Source organism: Rhodobacter sp. JA431 (assembly GCF_900217725.1).
GTDB lineage: Bacteria > Pseudomonadota > Alphaproteobacteria > Rhodobacterales > Rhodobacteraceae > Rhodobacter > Rhodobacter aestuarii.
Genome location: NZ_OBMP01000003.1, coordinates 459,139 through 472,877 on the forward strand (window position 1 = coordinate 459,139; position 13,739 = coordinate 472,877).

At 62.4% G+C, this 13,739-nt stretch carries 12 protein-coding genes; 10 read left to right on the top strand and 2 right to left on the bottom strand.

Going from position 1 to position 13,739, the window contains the following annotated elements:
- Nucleotides 1-118: 118 nt before the first annotated feature.
- From CRO18_RS09035 to CRO18_RS09065, 7 genes are all read left to right on the top strand, one after another.
- Nucleotides 119-1,603 (top strand): UDP-N-acetylmuramoyl-L-alanyl-D-glutamate--2,6-diaminopimelate ligase, encoded by a 1,485-nt coding sequence (locus CRO18_RS09035; protein WP_097081875.1) that lies wholly within the window; start codon nucleotides 119-121, stop codon nucleotides 1,601-1,603.
- A 1-nt stretch (nucleotide 1,604) separates the two neighbouring features.
- Nucleotides 1,605-3,056, top strand: a complete 1,452-nt coding sequence (murF, locus tag CRO18_RS09040; protein ID WP_097081876.1) for a UDP-N-acetylmuramoyl-tripeptide--D-alanyl-D-alanine ligase — start codon at nucleotides 1,605-1,607, stop codon at nucleotides 3,054-3,056.
- Nucleotides 3,056-4,138 carry a phospho-N-acetylmuramoyl-pentapeptide-transferase gene (gene mraY, locus CRO18_RS09045; protein WP_076483023.1) on the top strand — a complete coding sequence of 361 codons (1,083 nt, stop codon included), beginning with the start codon at nucleotides 3,056-3,058 and terminating at the stop codon, nucleotides 4,136-4,138. The genes murF and mraY overlap by 1 nt, the downstream gene beginning before the upstream one ends.
- Before the next feature lie 27 nt (nucleotides 4,139-4,165).
- Nucleotides 4,166-4,522 carry a hypothetical protein gene (locus CRO18_RS09050; RefSeq protein WP_097081877.1) on the top strand — a complete coding sequence of 119 codons (357 nt, stop codon included), beginning with the start codon at nucleotides 4,166-4,168 and terminating at the stop codon, nucleotides 4,520-4,522.
- 177 nt (nucleotides 4,523-4,699) lie between these two features.
- Entirely contained in the window at nucleotides 4,700-6,100 is a 1,401-nt protein-coding gene (gene murD / locus CRO18_RS09055; protein ID WP_097081878.1) for a UDP-N-acetylmuramoyl-L-alanine--D-glutamate ligase, read from the top strand.
- A 19-nt stretch (nucleotides 6,101-6,119) separates the two neighbouring features.
- Nucleotides 6,120-6,578: a GFA family protein gene (locus tag CRO18_RS09060; RefSeq protein ID WP_097081879.1), complete on the top strand. Its 459-nt coding sequence runs from the start codon at nucleotides 6,120-6,122 to the stop codon at nucleotides 6,576-6,578.
- A gap of 102 nt (nucleotides 6,579-6,680) precedes the next feature.
- Nucleotides 6,681-7,160, top strand: a complete 480-nt coding sequence (locus CRO18_RS09065; RefSeq protein ID WP_170952614.1) for a hypothetical protein — start codon at nucleotides 6,681-6,683, stop codon at nucleotides 7,158-7,160.
- Between the two features lie 67 nt (nucleotides 7,161-7,227).
- On the opposite strand, the gene chrA is transcribed toward CRO18_RS09065, so the two are convergent.
- Together chrA and CRO18_RS09075 are read right to left on the bottom strand one after the other, a co-directional pair.
- Nucleotides 7,228-8,871 carry a chromate efflux transporter gene (gene chrA / locus CRO18_RS09070; RefSeq protein ID WP_249276023.1) on the bottom strand — a complete coding sequence of 548 codons (1,644 nt, stop codon included), beginning with the start codon at nucleotides 8,869-8,871 and terminating at the stop codon, nucleotides 7,228-7,230.
- Complete coding sequence (locus CRO18_RS09075; RefSeq protein ID WP_076483030.1) at nucleotides 8,868-9,797, bottom strand: L-lactate dehydrogenase; 930 nt, start codon at nucleotides 9,795-9,797, stop codon at nucleotides 8,868-8,870. The genes chrA and CRO18_RS09075 overlap by 4 nt, the downstream gene beginning before the upstream one ends.
- Nucleotides 9,798-10,035: 238 nt before the next feature.
- Here CRO18_RS09075 and CRO18_RS09080 point away from each other — a divergent pair, with 238 nt between their 5' ends.
- From CRO18_RS09080 to murC, 3 genes are read left to right on the top strand one after another with little or no spacing between them, the layout of a single operon-like run.
- Nucleotides 10,036-11,205: a putative peptidoglycan glycosyltransferase FtsW gene (locus tag CRO18_RS09080; RefSeq protein ID WP_076483031.1), complete on the top strand. Its 1,170-nt coding sequence runs from the start codon at nucleotides 10,036-10,038 to the stop codon at nucleotides 11,203-11,205.
- A 10-nt stretch (nucleotides 11,206-11,215) separates the two neighbouring features.
- Complete coding sequence (locus tag CRO18_RS09085; protein ID WP_097081925.1) at nucleotides 11,216-12,325, top strand: UDP-N-acetylglucosamine--N-acetylmuramyl-(pentapeptide) pyrophosphoryl-undecaprenol N-acetylglucosamine transferase; 1,110 nt, start codon at nucleotides 11,216-11,218, stop codon at nucleotides 12,323-12,325.
- Nucleotides 12,322-13,734 carry a UDP-N-acetylmuramate--L-alanine ligase gene (gene murC, locus CRO18_RS09090; RefSeq protein WP_076483033.1) on the top strand — a complete coding sequence of 471 codons (1,413 nt, stop codon included), beginning with the start codon at nucleotides 12,322-12,324 and terminating at the stop codon, nucleotides 13,732-13,734. Before CRO18_RS09085 ends, murC begins: the two co-directional genes overlap by 4 nt.
- The last annotated feature ends 5 nt before the right edge of the window (nucleotides 13,735-13,739 follow it).

The following is a 13,739-nucleotide window of genomic DNA, read 5'->3' on the forward strand; positions in this document are numbered from 1 at the left end:
TCTGCGGGCATTGCGCGCTTTCGTGAACCGGTTTGGGCTGCAGTTACGGGGAGGGGCGCGTTGACGCATGCGCCCGCTTCCCGATAAATGGCACAAACGGGAAAGAAGGACACCAGATATGCCCCTCACAGCGAAGCCATTGAGCGCATTGGGGCTGACGGCCCGCTCGGGCGAGGATGTCTCGGTTTCGGGCGTTTCGGTCGACAGCCGCCTTGTGAAACCCGGTTATCTTTTCGCCGCGCTGCCCGGCACCAAAGCGCATGGCGCCAGCTTTTTGGAAGGGGTGATTGAACGCGGCGCGGTGGCGGTGCTGACCGACCGCGCGGGCGAAGAAATCGCCAAGCCGCTTTTGGCTGGGGCGCCCGTGGCGCTTGTGGTGGTGGAAGATGCGCGGCTCGCGCTTGCTTGTGCGGCGGCGCTGTTTTTTGGCGCGCAACCCGCGACGATGGTGGCGGTCACCGGCACCAATGGCAAAACCTCGGTCGCAAGCTTCACCCGGATGATTTGGCAAGCCTTGGGGCAAGAGGCGGCGAATATCGGCACCACCGGCGTGGAGGGGGCCTTTACCGCGCCCTCAAGCCACACCACGCCTGAACCCGTCACCCTGCATCGGCTCTTGGCCGATATGGCGGCGGCGGGCGTCACCCATGCGGCGATGGAGGCAAGTTCGCATGGGCTCGCGCAGCGCCGCCTAGATGGGGTGATGCTGCGCGCGGCGGCTTTCACAAACTTCACCCAAGACCACCTCGATTATCACGAAACCTTTGAGGAATACTTCGAAGCAAAGGCGGGGTTGTTCAGCCGCGTCTTGCCCGATGATGGCACGGCGGTCGTCAATATTGATGACCCGAAAGGGGCCGAGATCGCGCGCGAGGCAGTAGAGCGTGGGCAAAAGGTGCTGCGGGTGGGCCGCGCCGATGCGTGCGAGATCCAAATTCAAGCGCAGCGCTTTGATGCCTCGGGCCAAGATGTGCGGTTCCTTTATATGGGCGGGCCGCAACTCGTGCGTCTGCCACTGATTGGCGGCTTTCAGGCGATGAATGTGCTTACCGCTGCCGCGCTGGTGATTGCGTGCGGTGCCGAACCGGCAGAGGTGTTCGAAGCCCTGCCGAAGCTTTCGACCGTGCGGGGCCGGATGCAACTGGCGGCTACCCGCGCCAATGGGGCGACGGTCTTTGTCGACTATGCCCATACGCCCGATGCGGTGGAAACCGCGCTCAAGGCGCTGCGTCCACATGTGATTGGCCGCTTGGTGGCGATTGTGGGGGCTGGCGGCGATCGGGATCGCACCAAGCGCCCGCTGATGGGGGCGGCAGCGGCAGCCTATGCCGATATGGTCATTGTGACCGATGACAACCCCCGCACCGAAGATCCGGCCAGCATTCGCGCGGCGGTGATGGAGGGCGCGGGGGCAGAGGCGCTTGAAGTCGGTGACCGGGCCGAGGCGATCTTGCGCGGCGTCGATGCGCTTGGGCCGGGCGACGCGCTTTTGATCATGGGCAAGGGGCATGAGCGGGGGCAGGTGATCGGCACCGATGTCTTCCCCTTTGACGATGCAGAGCAGGCCTCGATTGCCGTGGCTGCGCTCGATGGGGTGATCTGACATGGCAGTTTTATGGACATCGCAGGACGCGGCCACCGCCACCGGAGGTCGCGCGACGCGGGCGTTTATGGCAACGGGGATTTCGATTGATACCCGCTCGATCCGGCCCGGCGATTTGTTTGTGGCGCTTAAAGATGTGCGCGATGGGCATGATTTTGTCGCCGATGCGCTGAAAAAGGGGGCCTGTGCCGCGCTGGTCAGCCGGGTACCCGAGGGCTGCACGGAGGATGATCCGCTGCTCATTGTGCCCGATGTGCTTGGCGCGCTTGAAGACCTCGGGCGGGCTGGCCGTGCGCGGGCGCGGGCACAGGTGATTGCGGTCACTGGTTCGGTTGGCAAAACCTCCACCAAAGAGATGTTGCGCGCGGTGCTTTCGGCCCAAGGCAGCGTTCATGCGGCGGAAGCGAGCTTCAACAATCATTGGGGTGTGCCGATCACGCTGGCCCGGATGCCGCAAGATGCCGATTTCGCGGTGATCGAGATCGGGATGAACCATCCCGGCGAGATTTCGCCACTTGTTGCCATGGCGCGACCCCATGCCGCAATGATCACAACCGTGGCTGCTGCGCATCTTGAAGCCTTCGAAAATCTCGAAGGGATCGCACGCGAAAAGGCCTGTGTGTTTGAGGGGCTGGAGCCCGGCGGCACCGCCGTTCTGCCGACCGGTTTGCCCGTCACGCCGATCTTGCTTGAAGCGGCCAAAGCCCATGCGGCCAAGGTCGTGACCTTTGGGCCAGAGCCCGGATCAGATTACCTTTTGCGCGCCGCCACGATCATGGGCGATGCCACAATCGTGCAGGCCGAAACCGCAGGCGCGCCGCTTTTGTTCAAAGTGATGACGCCCGGAAAGCATTTTGCAAACAATGCTTTGGGGGTCTTGGCTGTGGCGGCGGCGGTGGGGGCGGACCCCGCTGTGGCAGCCCTTGATATTGGCCAGTGGGCTCCGCCTGCCGGGCGCGGCGCGCGCGAGCGGATTTGGCTGGATATCATCGACGAAGCGCAGAGCTTTGATCTCTTCGATGACGCGTTTAACGCCAACCCCGCCTCGATGGCGGCGGGGCTTGAGGTGCTGGCCGGTCAGACCCCGCGTGATGGCGTGGGCCGGGTGCATCGGGGCCGCCGCGTCGCGATTTTGGGAGAGATGCTGGAGCTTGGCCCCGAGGAGGGGCGTCTCCATGCCGCAATTGCCGAACATCCAGCAATGGCAGTAATCGACATAATACATGCGGCTGGGTCAAGAATGCGTGACATGTTCGAGTCTTTGCCGCGTGACCAAAGGGGGGAGTGGTTTGAATCCGCAAAGGATTTGGCCGCACGTGCCCCTCACCTGGTAGATGCGGGAGATGTGGTTCTGGTGAAGGGCTCGAAAGGTTCGAAGGTCAGCCTCGTGGTTGACGCGCTGCGCAAACTCGGTCAACCGGGCGCGGCGGAAGCTTTCAAGGGAAAAGAGTAATGCTTTACTGGCTCGCCAATCTTTCGGATGGGGGGGACTTCTTCAACCTCTTCCGCTACATCACCTTCCGGGCCGGAGGGGCATTCTTCACCGCGCTGGTGTTTGGCTTCCTGTTCGGCCGCCCGCTGATCAATGCGTTGCGCCGTAAGCAGGGCAAGGGTCAGCCAATCCGCGACGATGGGCCAGAGGGCCACTTTGCCAAAGCAGGCACGCCGACGATGGGGGGCCTCCTGATCCTTTCGGCGCTCTTGGTCTCCACGCTTTTGTGGGCGCGGCTGGACGAAGCCTATGTCTGGATCGTGCTCGGCGTCACCTATGGCTATGCCGCGATTGGCTTTGCCGATGATTACGCCAAGGTCACGAAGCAAAACACCAAAGGCGTGAGCGGGCGCACCCGCATGGCCTTGGGGCTGGCGCTTGCCGCTGTGGCCTCGACCCTCGCCGCCCTCGTGCATCCTGATGATTTGGCTTGGCAATTGGCGCTGCCGGTCTTCAAAGACACGCTGATCAATCTTGGCTTCTTCTTCATTCCCTTCGGCATGTTTGTCATCGTGGGCGCCGCGAATGCGGTGAACCTGACCGATGGGTTGGATGGCCTTGCCATCATGCCGGTGATGATCGCGGCAGGCACTTTGGGCGCGATTGCCTATGTCGTGGGCCGCACCGACTTTACCCAATATCTGGGTGTGCATTTTGTGCCGGGCACGGGGGAGCTGTTTGTCTTTACCGCCGCGCTGATTGGCGGGGGCTTGGGCTTTCTTTGGTATAACGCACCGCCTGCGGCGGTGTTCATGGGTGACACTGGCTCGCTCGCGCTTGGCGGCGCTTTGGGCGCGATTGCCGTTTGCACCAAACACGAACTCGTTCTGGGCGTTGTCGGCGGGCTTTTCGTCGTCGAGGCGCTCAGCGTCATCATTCAGGTGGGCTACTTCAAGGCCACCGGAAAACGGGTGTTCCTGATGGCACCCATCCACCACCACTTCGAGAAGAAGGGCTGGGCCGAACCGCAAATCGTGATCCGCTTCTGGATCATCTCCCTCATCCTCGCGCTTATCGGTCTTGCCACGTTGAAGGTCAGGTAACCCTTTGAAAGGAAGGACGGACCCCGCATGATCAAGAACTTCACCGACCCGCTGAAAATCACGGCGCTGATGCTGCCGTTTCTTGTTCTCTTCGCCGATCTGTCGGGGATGAGCAATCTGACGCTGGGCTGGGGCCCGGTCATTGTGCTCACCATCGGCCTTTTGGCGCTTTGCCGTGTGCTTGACGTCATGGTGGGCGCCGATGACCGCAAAATGACGCCCGAGCGTGCGCGCATGGCGATCTGGGTCTTCCTTCTGGCGCTTGACCTTGTGGCGCTGATCTTTGCGATGATGCAGCCCGGCCTGACGCCCCTGGTGATCGGCTTGGCCGTTGTCTTCGGCTTTGTCGGCATCCTTGGCCCGAGCCTGAAAAAACGCGCCTGATCCGGTGCCAACCGACCTTCCGACCCCGCGCCCTGATCCGTCAGGGGCGGGGTTTTTCTTTGCCTGACCCATGTCTGTGCGAGGGCGGATGTATCGAAGGGCTTTCCCTTTTATCTTGGCTCAAATATCTCGGGGGCGGGGCCGGGCGCGGCCCAAATCCAACGGCGAGGGCATGAAATGATTCCGGTTCAGGGCTTTGAGGGCGCGAAGGTCGCGGTATTGGGGCTGGGCCGGTCTGGTCTTGCGGCGGCGGCGGCCCTTAAGGCGGGTGGCGCAGAGCCTGTTCTGTGGGACGACAGCCCCGAGGCGCGCGCCAAGGCCGAAGCGGCGGGGTTCACCTGTGCTGACCTTACCCGCCAAGGCGCGTTTGATGGGATTGCGTGCCTGATTACCTCGCCCGGTATTCCACATCTTTACCCGCGCCCCAATCCGGTGATTGCCGCCGCGATGGCGGCGGGTGTGCCGGTGGACAATGATATCGGCCTTTTCTTCCGCTCTTGGGCGACTGAGGCTTGGGATGATTTTGACATCGCCCCGCGCACGATTTGTGTGACGGGCTCAAACGGCAAATCCACCACCACGGCGCTGATCCACCATATTTTGCAGCACGCCGGGCGGCCCACGCAGATGGCGGGCAATATCGGGCGCGGGGTGCTTGATATCGACCCGGCGGTGGAGGGCGAGGTGGTGGTGCTGGAGTTGTCGAGCTACCAAACCGATCTGGCGCGCGCACTTACCCCCGATATCGCGGTTTTCACCAACCTCTCGCCCGATCATCTGGATCGGCACGCGGGCATGGGCGGCTATTTCGCGGCGAAGCGTCGGCTTTTTGCCGAAGGCGGGCCGGATCGCGCGGTGATCGGCGTGGATGAACCCGAGGGGGTGTATCTGGCCAATCAAATCGCGATGGGGCGGGAGGATGATCGCCTGATCCGCGTTTCTGCCGCGCGCAAGCTCGGGGATTATGGCTGGTCGGTTTTCGCGCGCAAAGGTTTCTTGGCGGAATGGCGCAAGGGGCGACAAGTGGCCTCGATTGATTTGCGCGCCATCACCGGGCTGCCCGGCGCACATAACCATCAAAACGCCTGCGCGGCCTATGCGGCGGTGCGTAGCCTTGGGTTGGCGCCGAAGCTGATTGAAGAGGCCTTTCACAGTTTTGGCGGGCTGCCGCATCGCAGCCAAACCGTGGCTGAAAAGCGCGGCGTGCGGTTTGTAAATGACAGCAAAGCCACCAATGTCGATAGCGCCGCCAAAGCGCTGGAGGCATTCACGAACATCCGCTGGATCGTCGGCGGAATGGGCAAAGAGGGCGGCGTTGCGGCGCTTAAATCCAGCCTCGGCGCGGTGAAGAAAGCCTATTTCATCGGCCATTCGGCGCGCGATTTTGCGCTGGAACTTGCCCCCCTAGAACACGAAATTTGCGAAACGATGGAGACCGCCGTGGCCCGCGCTTCGGCAGAGGCCGAGGCCGGCGATACCGTGCTTTTGGCCCCGGCCGCGGCGAGTTTCGACCAATATCCCAATTTTGAAAAACGGGGTGACCATTTCACGCAACTGGTGCAGGCTCTTCCCGATTAACATCTTTGGGGAGGGGATGATGGAAGGAAGCTGCACCTGCGGCGCGCTGCGCTATCGGCTGTTGGATGCGCCAATGATCGTGCATTGCTGCCATTGCACATGGTGCCAACGCGAAACCGGATCAGCCTTTGCGGTCAATGCCATGATCGAGACCGATCAGTTGGACGTGACCGGCCCGGTCGATTACATCCTCACCCCCTCGGCCTCGGGCAAGGGGCAAGAGGTGGCGCGCTGCCCAAGCTGTCAAGTTGCGGTCTTTAGCCATTACGGCGGGGCAGGGCGCAAGATTGCCTTTGTGCGCGTGGGCACGCTGGCCGAGCCCGCCGCTTGCCCGCCCGATGCGCATATTTTCACCTCCACCAAGCAGCCTTGGGTGGTGCTGGGGGAGGGCACACCTGCTTATGAGGGCTATTACCGCAGCGCGGATCTGTGGGCCGATGCGGCGCTGGCGCGGCGCAAAGCGGTGCTTGGCAAGTAAACCTTTGGGCCAAGGGCTTTTTCGCCGCGGGCGCGGCGCTTGACAGTGCCTGCGCCGAGGCAAAGAAAATCTGTGTCATACCAAAGAAATGAGTCTATGGACATGAAACAGATTTTGGGGGCCGCTGCGGCGGCGCTAGCGCTGGGCACCTGTGGTGCCGGGGCTGCGAGTTTTGACGAATACCCGGCAGAGCCGTTCACGGCGAAGCCGCAGTATTCAGATTTTCAAGGTGCGCCAGAGATTTACTCGGTCTTTCACACGCGGCTGAACGATGCCGCCCATAGCGCGGCCAATTTCGGCGGGCGTTGGGTGGTTGAAGAGCTTGGCTGCGGTTCAGGCTGCGTGATGGCCTTTGTGATCGACCATAAAACCGGGGCGATTGTGGATGCGCCGATCAGTGGCGAAAACAATCTGAACGCGCGCTACTATTACCGCGCCGATAGCAATCTGCTCAAAACCACGTGGATCGAGGGCGATTTCATGACCGGCGTGTGCATGATTGGCGAATGGGTGCTGGATGATCGCGGCTTTCACCTGATTTCCGCGACGCGGCATGTGCCGCTGGAAGATTGCCAGCAATGAGCTGTGATTGGGGCGGCCCGCGTTTGTCGCCCCCTCCTTTGCGCGCTTGACAGCTTTGCCCCCTGCTTCAGACTGGACGCAATATCCCGTATCGATTGTTGAGGCAGAGCTTATGAAACACCCGCTTTTCACCGCGCTGATGCTCGGCGCGCTCATGGCAGCGCCGGCTTTGGCCGAAAGCTTCTCCAACTTCCCCGCCGCGCCCTATCAAGGCACGTCGAAGATGCCCGATTTCAATGGCGCGCAAAAAGACTATGCGATGTTTCGCACGCGCCTTGGCAATGCCGCGCAGCGAGAGGCAGATTTTGCAGGCAGCTGGGTGGTGGAGCAATTTGGTTGCGGCACGGGCTGTTCGCTCGCCTTCGTGGTAGATCATAAAACCGGGCAGATTTTGGATCTGCCGGTAGGGGGCGAGAACAACCTCTACCTGCGCCTCTACCATCGTGCTGATAGCCGTTTGATGAAAACCACGTGGATCGACGGGTTTTGGGACAGTGGCAAATGCATGATCGGGGAATGGAGCCTTGAAAATGGCGCGTTCCAGCCCGTGGCGGTGACCGAACATTTCCCCTTGGAAGATTGTCAAAACTAGCGCCGCTCGCAGCAAAATCGCCCCAAGCCCTGCGCCAAGGGCCACCAGCGCCACGGGCGGCAGCTTGGTCAAAAAGACGAGCAGCAATAAGAGTATAGAGATCGCGCCTGCGGGCAGGCTTTCGACCCCATGCGGGGCAAGCTGGCTGACCCAAGCGGCCCCAAGTAGCCCGACCACAGCCGCATTCACCCCCGCCACCGCGCCACGCAAACGCGCGAACCGACGCAGCCGCGCCCAAAGCGGCAGCGCAAGGGTCAAAAGTGCAAAGCCGGGGGCGAAAATAGCAAGCGTGGCGACCACCGCGCCCCAAAGCCCCGACTGCGCCGCGCCAAGGTAAGTGGCAAAGGTGAAAAGCGGCCCCGGCATCGCCTGCGCAAGCCCGTATCCGGCGAAGAAGGCGGCGTCCCCCACCGTCGCGCCCAAGCTTTCATGCAAAAGCGGCAAGACCACATGCCCACCGCCAAAGACCAAAGCCCCCGCCGCGAGATAGGGCCGGGCGAGGGGGAGGAGGGCGAGCAACAGGCACAAAGCGCTCAGCCCAAACCCAAGCGCCAAGCTTTGCGGTGGGGTGGGCTCTGTTGCGCCGCCCGTCGTCGTGGCTTGGGGCAGGAGCGCCCCAGTCAGGGCGGCCCCCGCAATAACGGCCATCTGCACCGCAGTTTGGGGAAAAAGAACAAGCGCGACCAGCGCCAGCGCTGCCAAGATCCGGCGCGGGGTGTCGGGGCACAGGCTGCGCGCCATGCCCACCACGGCCTGCGCCACAATCGCCAAAGCCACCAAAATCAGCCCCGCGAGTGCCCCGGCCAAAGGGCCGCGCTCGGGCAGATGCAGCGCCAAGCCACCTGCCAGCCCCATGATCAGCGCCGAGGGCAGGGTGAAGCCCGCAAATGCCGCCAAAGCGCCGGGCACCCCGCCGCGTGACAGCCCAATGAACAGGCCCAGTTGCGACGAGGCGGGGCCCGGCAAAAACTGCGCCAGCCCCAAACCTTCGGCAAAGCGCGCCTCAGAAAGCCAGCCGCGCCCCGTAACAAAAGCGCGGTGAAAATAGCCAATATGTGCCGAGGGGCCGCCGAAACTCGTCAGCCCCAGCCGCGCAAAAGCGGTGAAAACCGCCCTCACCAGAGCCCTTTGGCGCTGTCTTTCACCAGCGCGGCAGAGCGGTGAAGCGCTTCCCATTCATCAGGGTCAAGCGAGGGGACAAGCGTGTTTATCACCCCCGCCGCGCCAACGACGCGCGGCAGGCTGACGGAGACATCCTCCACCCCGGCAATTTGCGGTGTGCGGATCGACAGCGACAGCACCGCGCGCTGGTCATCGCGAATGGCGAGCACCAACCGCGCTAGCCCCGCGCCGATGCCATACCACGTGGCCCCCTTGCCCTCGATAATCCGGTAAGCGGCGCGGCGCACGCCTTCGTCAATTTGCGCGCGCACGGTCTCGGTGATCTCCACGCCCAATTGCACCGCGATCCGGTCCAAGGGTTCCGCCCCAACGCGCGCGCTGGACCACGCCAGCACCTCACTATCACCATGCTCGCCCAGCACGAAACCATGCACCGAATGAGCGGCAATGCCCAAATGCCCCGCCAAAAGCGCGCGGAACCGGGCCGAATCCAAAAGCGTGCCGGTGCCAATCACCCGTTCCGGCGGCAGGCCAGAGGCGCGTTGGGCGACCTCGGTCATGATATCGACGGGGTTCGAGGCCACGATCAAGATCGCATCCGGCGCATATTGACGGACCTTTGAAATCACGTCGGAAAACACCTCGGCATTGCGCGACAAAAGGCTGAGCCGACTTTCACCGGGCTTTTGCGCCACGCCTGCGGCCAAGATCACAATCCCTGCGCCTTCCAAACAGTCATAATCACCCGAGCCAAGCTTGCAGCCCTGAGCAAAGGGCACCGCGTGATGGATGTCTTCTTGCTGGGCGCGCGCGAGCGCCATGTTGCGATCCACAAACACCACTTCGGAGGCCACGCCCCGCATCGCAATCGCAAAACCAGCCGCCGAGCCCACCATGCCCGCGCCGACGATGCCCACTTTCATTGCCCGACTCCTCTTGCCTGATGGCGCTAGCATGGCATCGCACCGGGCAAAGGAAAACCGCTTATGCAGGCGGAACGGGGCGGCGCGCGCGGTTTTCTTATTGTTCTTCATACCCTTTTGCGCGCGCCCTGCCTCGGGCCATCATGGGTGTTTTCCCTAGGCATCGCGGGCAACATGGTCTAAAGTTGCGTGAAGACCCGGACACCGGGCGAGCAGAGGCAGCAAGAGCAGTTCAGCCATGACAGAGATGGTTTTTGGCACCGTGCCCGTGCGGGCCACGGATGCGGTTTTGCCACGTTGGTGGCGCACGATCGACAAATGGGCCCTTGCGGCTGTGCTGGCGCTGTTTGGCGTTGGCATGCTTTTGGGGCTCGCGGCCTCGGTGCCGTTGGCCGAAAAGAACGGCCTGCCGCCGTTTTTCTATGTGAAAAAACAAGCGTTTTTCGGCGGGATCGGGCTTGTGACGATGCTTGGTTTGTCGCTTTTGAGCCCGCAACAAGTACGCCGGATCGGGGTGATTGGCTTCATTGGCGCCTTCATCACGCTGATGGCGCTGCCGGTGATTGGCACCGATTTTGGCAAAGGGGCGGTGCGCTGGATCTCGCTTGGCTTTGCCTCGCTGCAGCCCTCTGAATTTCTCAAGCCCGCTTTCGTGATTGTGGGCGCGTGGTTTATGGCCGCTGGCCAAGAGGTCGCGGGCCCGCCCGGTCGGCTTTATTCCTTCATTCTGACCGCAGTGATTGTTGTCACGCTGGCGCTGCAACCCGACTTTGGCCAAGCCTCGCTGATCCTGTTTTCGTGGATGGTGATGTATTTCGTTTCGGGGGCGCCGATCTTGCCTTTGGCGGCGGCGGCGGGGCTGAGCGCGGCGGGCGGCGTGTTCGCCTATAATATGTCCGAACACGTGGCGCGCCGGATCAATGGGTTCCTGAGCGCCGATATCGACCCGCGCACCCAGATTGGCTATGCGACCAACGCCATTCAAGAAGGCGGCTTCTTTGGCGTGGGGGTGGGCCAAGGCTCGGTGAAATGGTCGCTGCCCGATGCGCATACGGATTTTATCATTGCCGTGGCGGCAGAAGAATATGGCCTGATCCTCGTGCTATTGATCATCGCGCTTTATGCCACCGTGGTGCTGCGTTCGATCGGTCGGATGACACTGGAGCGTGACCCGTTTGCGCGCATTGCGGGGACCGGGCTGGCCTGTGCCTTTGGCGTGCAAGCCTTCATCAATATGGGGGTCGCGGTGCGTCTTTTGCCCGCCAAGGGGATGACGCTGCCGTTTGTGAGCTATGGTGGCTCGTCTGTTATTGCCAGCGGCATCGCGCTTGGTTTCTTGCTTGCGCTGACCCGCACGCGCCCGAAAAACGAGATTGCCCGCATCCTTGGCAATCGCGCCAAGGGCTGAGGGGGCTATGATGTCGGACAAAGCTGCCAAACCGCCCCTTTTGTTGATCGCCGCCGGGGGCACCGGTGGGCATATGTTTCCCGCGCAAGCGCTGGCCGAGGCGATGGTGCGCCGGGGCTGGCGGGTGAAGCTATCAACCGATGCGCGCGGTGCGCGTTATACGGGCGGCTTTCCGCATGTGGTGCAGGTGGATCAGGTGGCCTCTGCCACGTTCGCGCGGGGTGGCCCGCTTGCCAAATTGGCGGTGCCGTTTCGTATTGCGGGCGGCGTGGTTTCCGCAATTTGGCGCAATATGGTGGACCGCCCCCGCGTGGTGGTTGGCTTTGGGGGCTACCCGACAATTCCGGCGCTGACCTCCGCCACGGTGCTCGGCATCCCGCGCGCGATCCATGAACAAAACGGCGTCATGGGCAAGGTGAACCGGGTCTTTGCCAAACGCGTGCAGGCTTTTGCTTGCGGCACTTGGCCGACCGATTTGCCCAAAGGCGTGCAAGGCATTCACACCGGCAACCCGGTGCGCGCAGCGGTGGCCGAGCGTGCCGCCGCGCCTTACATCCAGCCCGGCGATTACCCAATGTCGGTTTTGGTGATTGGCGGCAGCCAAGGCGCGCGGATCTTATCGGATATTGTCCCCGCCGCGATTGCGAGCCTGCCCGAGAGCATTCGCCACCTTTTGCGCGTGGCGCATCAGGCGCGGCCCGAAGATGGCGCCCGCGTGGCGCGTGCCTATGCCGAAGCGGGCATCGATGCCGAGGTGGAGCCGTTTTTCTCCGATGTGCCGCGCCGTTTGGCGGAATGTCAGCTGGTGATCTCGCGCGCTGGGGCCTCGTCTGTGGCCGATATTTCGGTGATCGGGCGGCCTGCGATTTTGATCCCCTATGCTGTTGCCGCCGGCGATCACCAAACCGCCAACGCGCGCGGGCTGGTCGAAGCGGGCGGGGCGATCCGTATGCCCGAAAGCGCCGCGAGCGTCGAAAGCTTGCGTGAGCAGATCGCACTGGTGCTGGACAATCCCGAAGGGGCAGGGCAGATGGCGCGAGCGTCGCTGAGCTATGGCATCCCCGATGCCACCGCGCGCCTTGTTGCCCTTGTCGAACAGCTTGCAGGACCCGAGACATGAACGCCACCAAACTGCCCGGGGAACTTGGCCCCATCCATTTCGTCGGTATCGGCGGCATTGGCATGTCTGGCATTGCCGAAGTGCTGCTGACGCAGGGCTTTTCGGTGCAGGGTTCGGATGCGAAAGCCTCCAAAATTACCCAACGGCTCGAGGAATTGGGCGCGGTTGTCTATGAGGGCCAGCGCGCCGAGAATATTGGCGAGGCGGCGGTTGTCGTGATCTCTTCGGCGATCAAACCGGGCAACCCGGAATTGGAAGAGGCGCGCAGGCGCCAGCTTCCGGTGGTGCGCCGCGCGGAAATGCTGGCCGAACTGATGCGGCTCCGTTCCAACATTGCCGTTGCGGGCACGCATGGCAAAACCACCACCACGACGATGGTGGCCACGCTGCTTGATAAGGGCAATTTCGACCCGACCGTGATCAATGGCGGGATCATCCATGCCTATGGCTCCAACGCGCGTGCGGGCGCAGGCGAATGGATGGTGGTGGAGGCGGACGAGTCTGATGGCTCTTTCAACCGCTTGCCCGCGACCATTGCCATTGTGACCAATATCGACCCCGAGCATATGGAGCATTGGGGCACAATCGAGAACCTGCGCAAAGGCTTTTATGATTTTGTCTCGGGTATTCCGTTTTACGGGCTGGCGGTGTGCTGCACCGATCATCCCGAGGTGCAGGCGCTGGTGGGCAAGGTCAATGACCGCCGCGTGATGACCTTTGGCTTCAATGCCCAAGCCGATGTGCGCGCGGTCAACCTCAGCTTTGAAAAGGGCAATGCGCATTTCGACGTGTTGCTGCAATCCGAAGAAGACGGCGCGATGATCGAGGGGTGCACCCTGCCGATGCCGGGCGATCACAACGTCTCGAACGCTTTGGCCGCAATCGCGGTGGCGCGCCATCTGGGCATGAAGAAAGACGAAATCCGCGCAGCTTTGGCCGCCTTTGGCGGGGTGAACCGCCGCTTCACCAAAGTGGGCGAGGTTTTGGGCGGCGTCACGGTGATTGACGACTACGGCCACCACCCGGTGGAAATTGCCGCCGTGTTGAAAGCGGCGCGCCAAGCCGTTTCGGGCACACCCGGCGCGCGGGTGATTGCCGCGCACCAACCGCACCGCTATTCGCGCCTTTCTTCGCTTTTTGACGATTTCTGCACCTGTTTCAACGAAGCTGATGTGGTGGCGATTGCCGATGTCTATGCCGCTGGCGAAGACCCGATCCCGGGGGCGAGCCGCGATGATCTGGTCTCGGGTCTAATTCGCCACGGTCACCGACACGCCCGCGCGCTTTTCAACGAAGAAGACCTCGCGCGGCTCGTGAAAGAGCAGGCGCGTCCGGGTGATATTGTGGTTTGCCTTGGCGCGGGGACGATTTCGACTTGGGCACAGGCTCTGCCCGCAAAACTCGGATAGGAGGG

Coding starts and splice junctions, on each gene's coding strand:
- CRO18_RS09035 (WP_097081875.1), top strand. CDS start 119: ATGCCCCTCACAGCGAAGCCATTGAGCGCATTGGGGCTGACGGCCCGC.
- murF (WP_097081876.1), top strand. CDS start 1,605: ATGGCAGTTTTATGGACATCGCAGGACGCGGCCACCGCCACCGGAGGT.
- mraY (WP_076483023.1), top strand. CDS start 3,056: ATGCTTTACTGGCTCGCCAATCTTTCGGATGGGGGGGACTTCTTCAAC.
- CRO18_RS09050 (WP_097081877.1), top strand. CDS start 4,166: ATGATCAAGAACTTCACCGACCCGCTGAAAATCACGGCGCTGATGCTG.
- murD (WP_097081878.1), top strand. CDS start 4,700: ATGATTCCGGTTCAGGGCTTTGAGGGCGCGAAGGTCGCGGTATTGGGG.
- CRO18_RS09060 (WP_097081879.1), top strand. CDS start 6,120: ATGGAAGGAAGCTGCACCTGCGGCGCGCTGCGCTATCGGCTGTTGGAT.
- CRO18_RS09065 (WP_170952614.1), top strand. CDS start 6,681: ATGAAACAGATTTTGGGGGCCGCTGCGGCGGCGCTAGCGCTGGGCACC.
- CRO18_RS09075 (WP_076483030.1), bottom strand. CDS start 9,797: ATGAAAGTGGGCATCGTCGGCGCGGGCATGGTGGGCTCGGCGGCTGGT.
- CRO18_RS09080 (WP_076483031.1), top strand. CDS start 10,036: ATGACAGAGATGGTTTTTGGCACCGTGCCCGTGCGGGCCACGGATGCG.
- CRO18_RS09085 (WP_097081925.1), top strand. CDS start 11,216: ATGTCGGACAAAGCTGCCAAACCGCCCCTTTTGTTGATCGCCGCCGGG.
- murC (WP_076483033.1), top strand. CDS start 12,322: ATGAACGCCACCAAACTGCCCGGGGAACTTGGCCCCATCCATTTCGTC.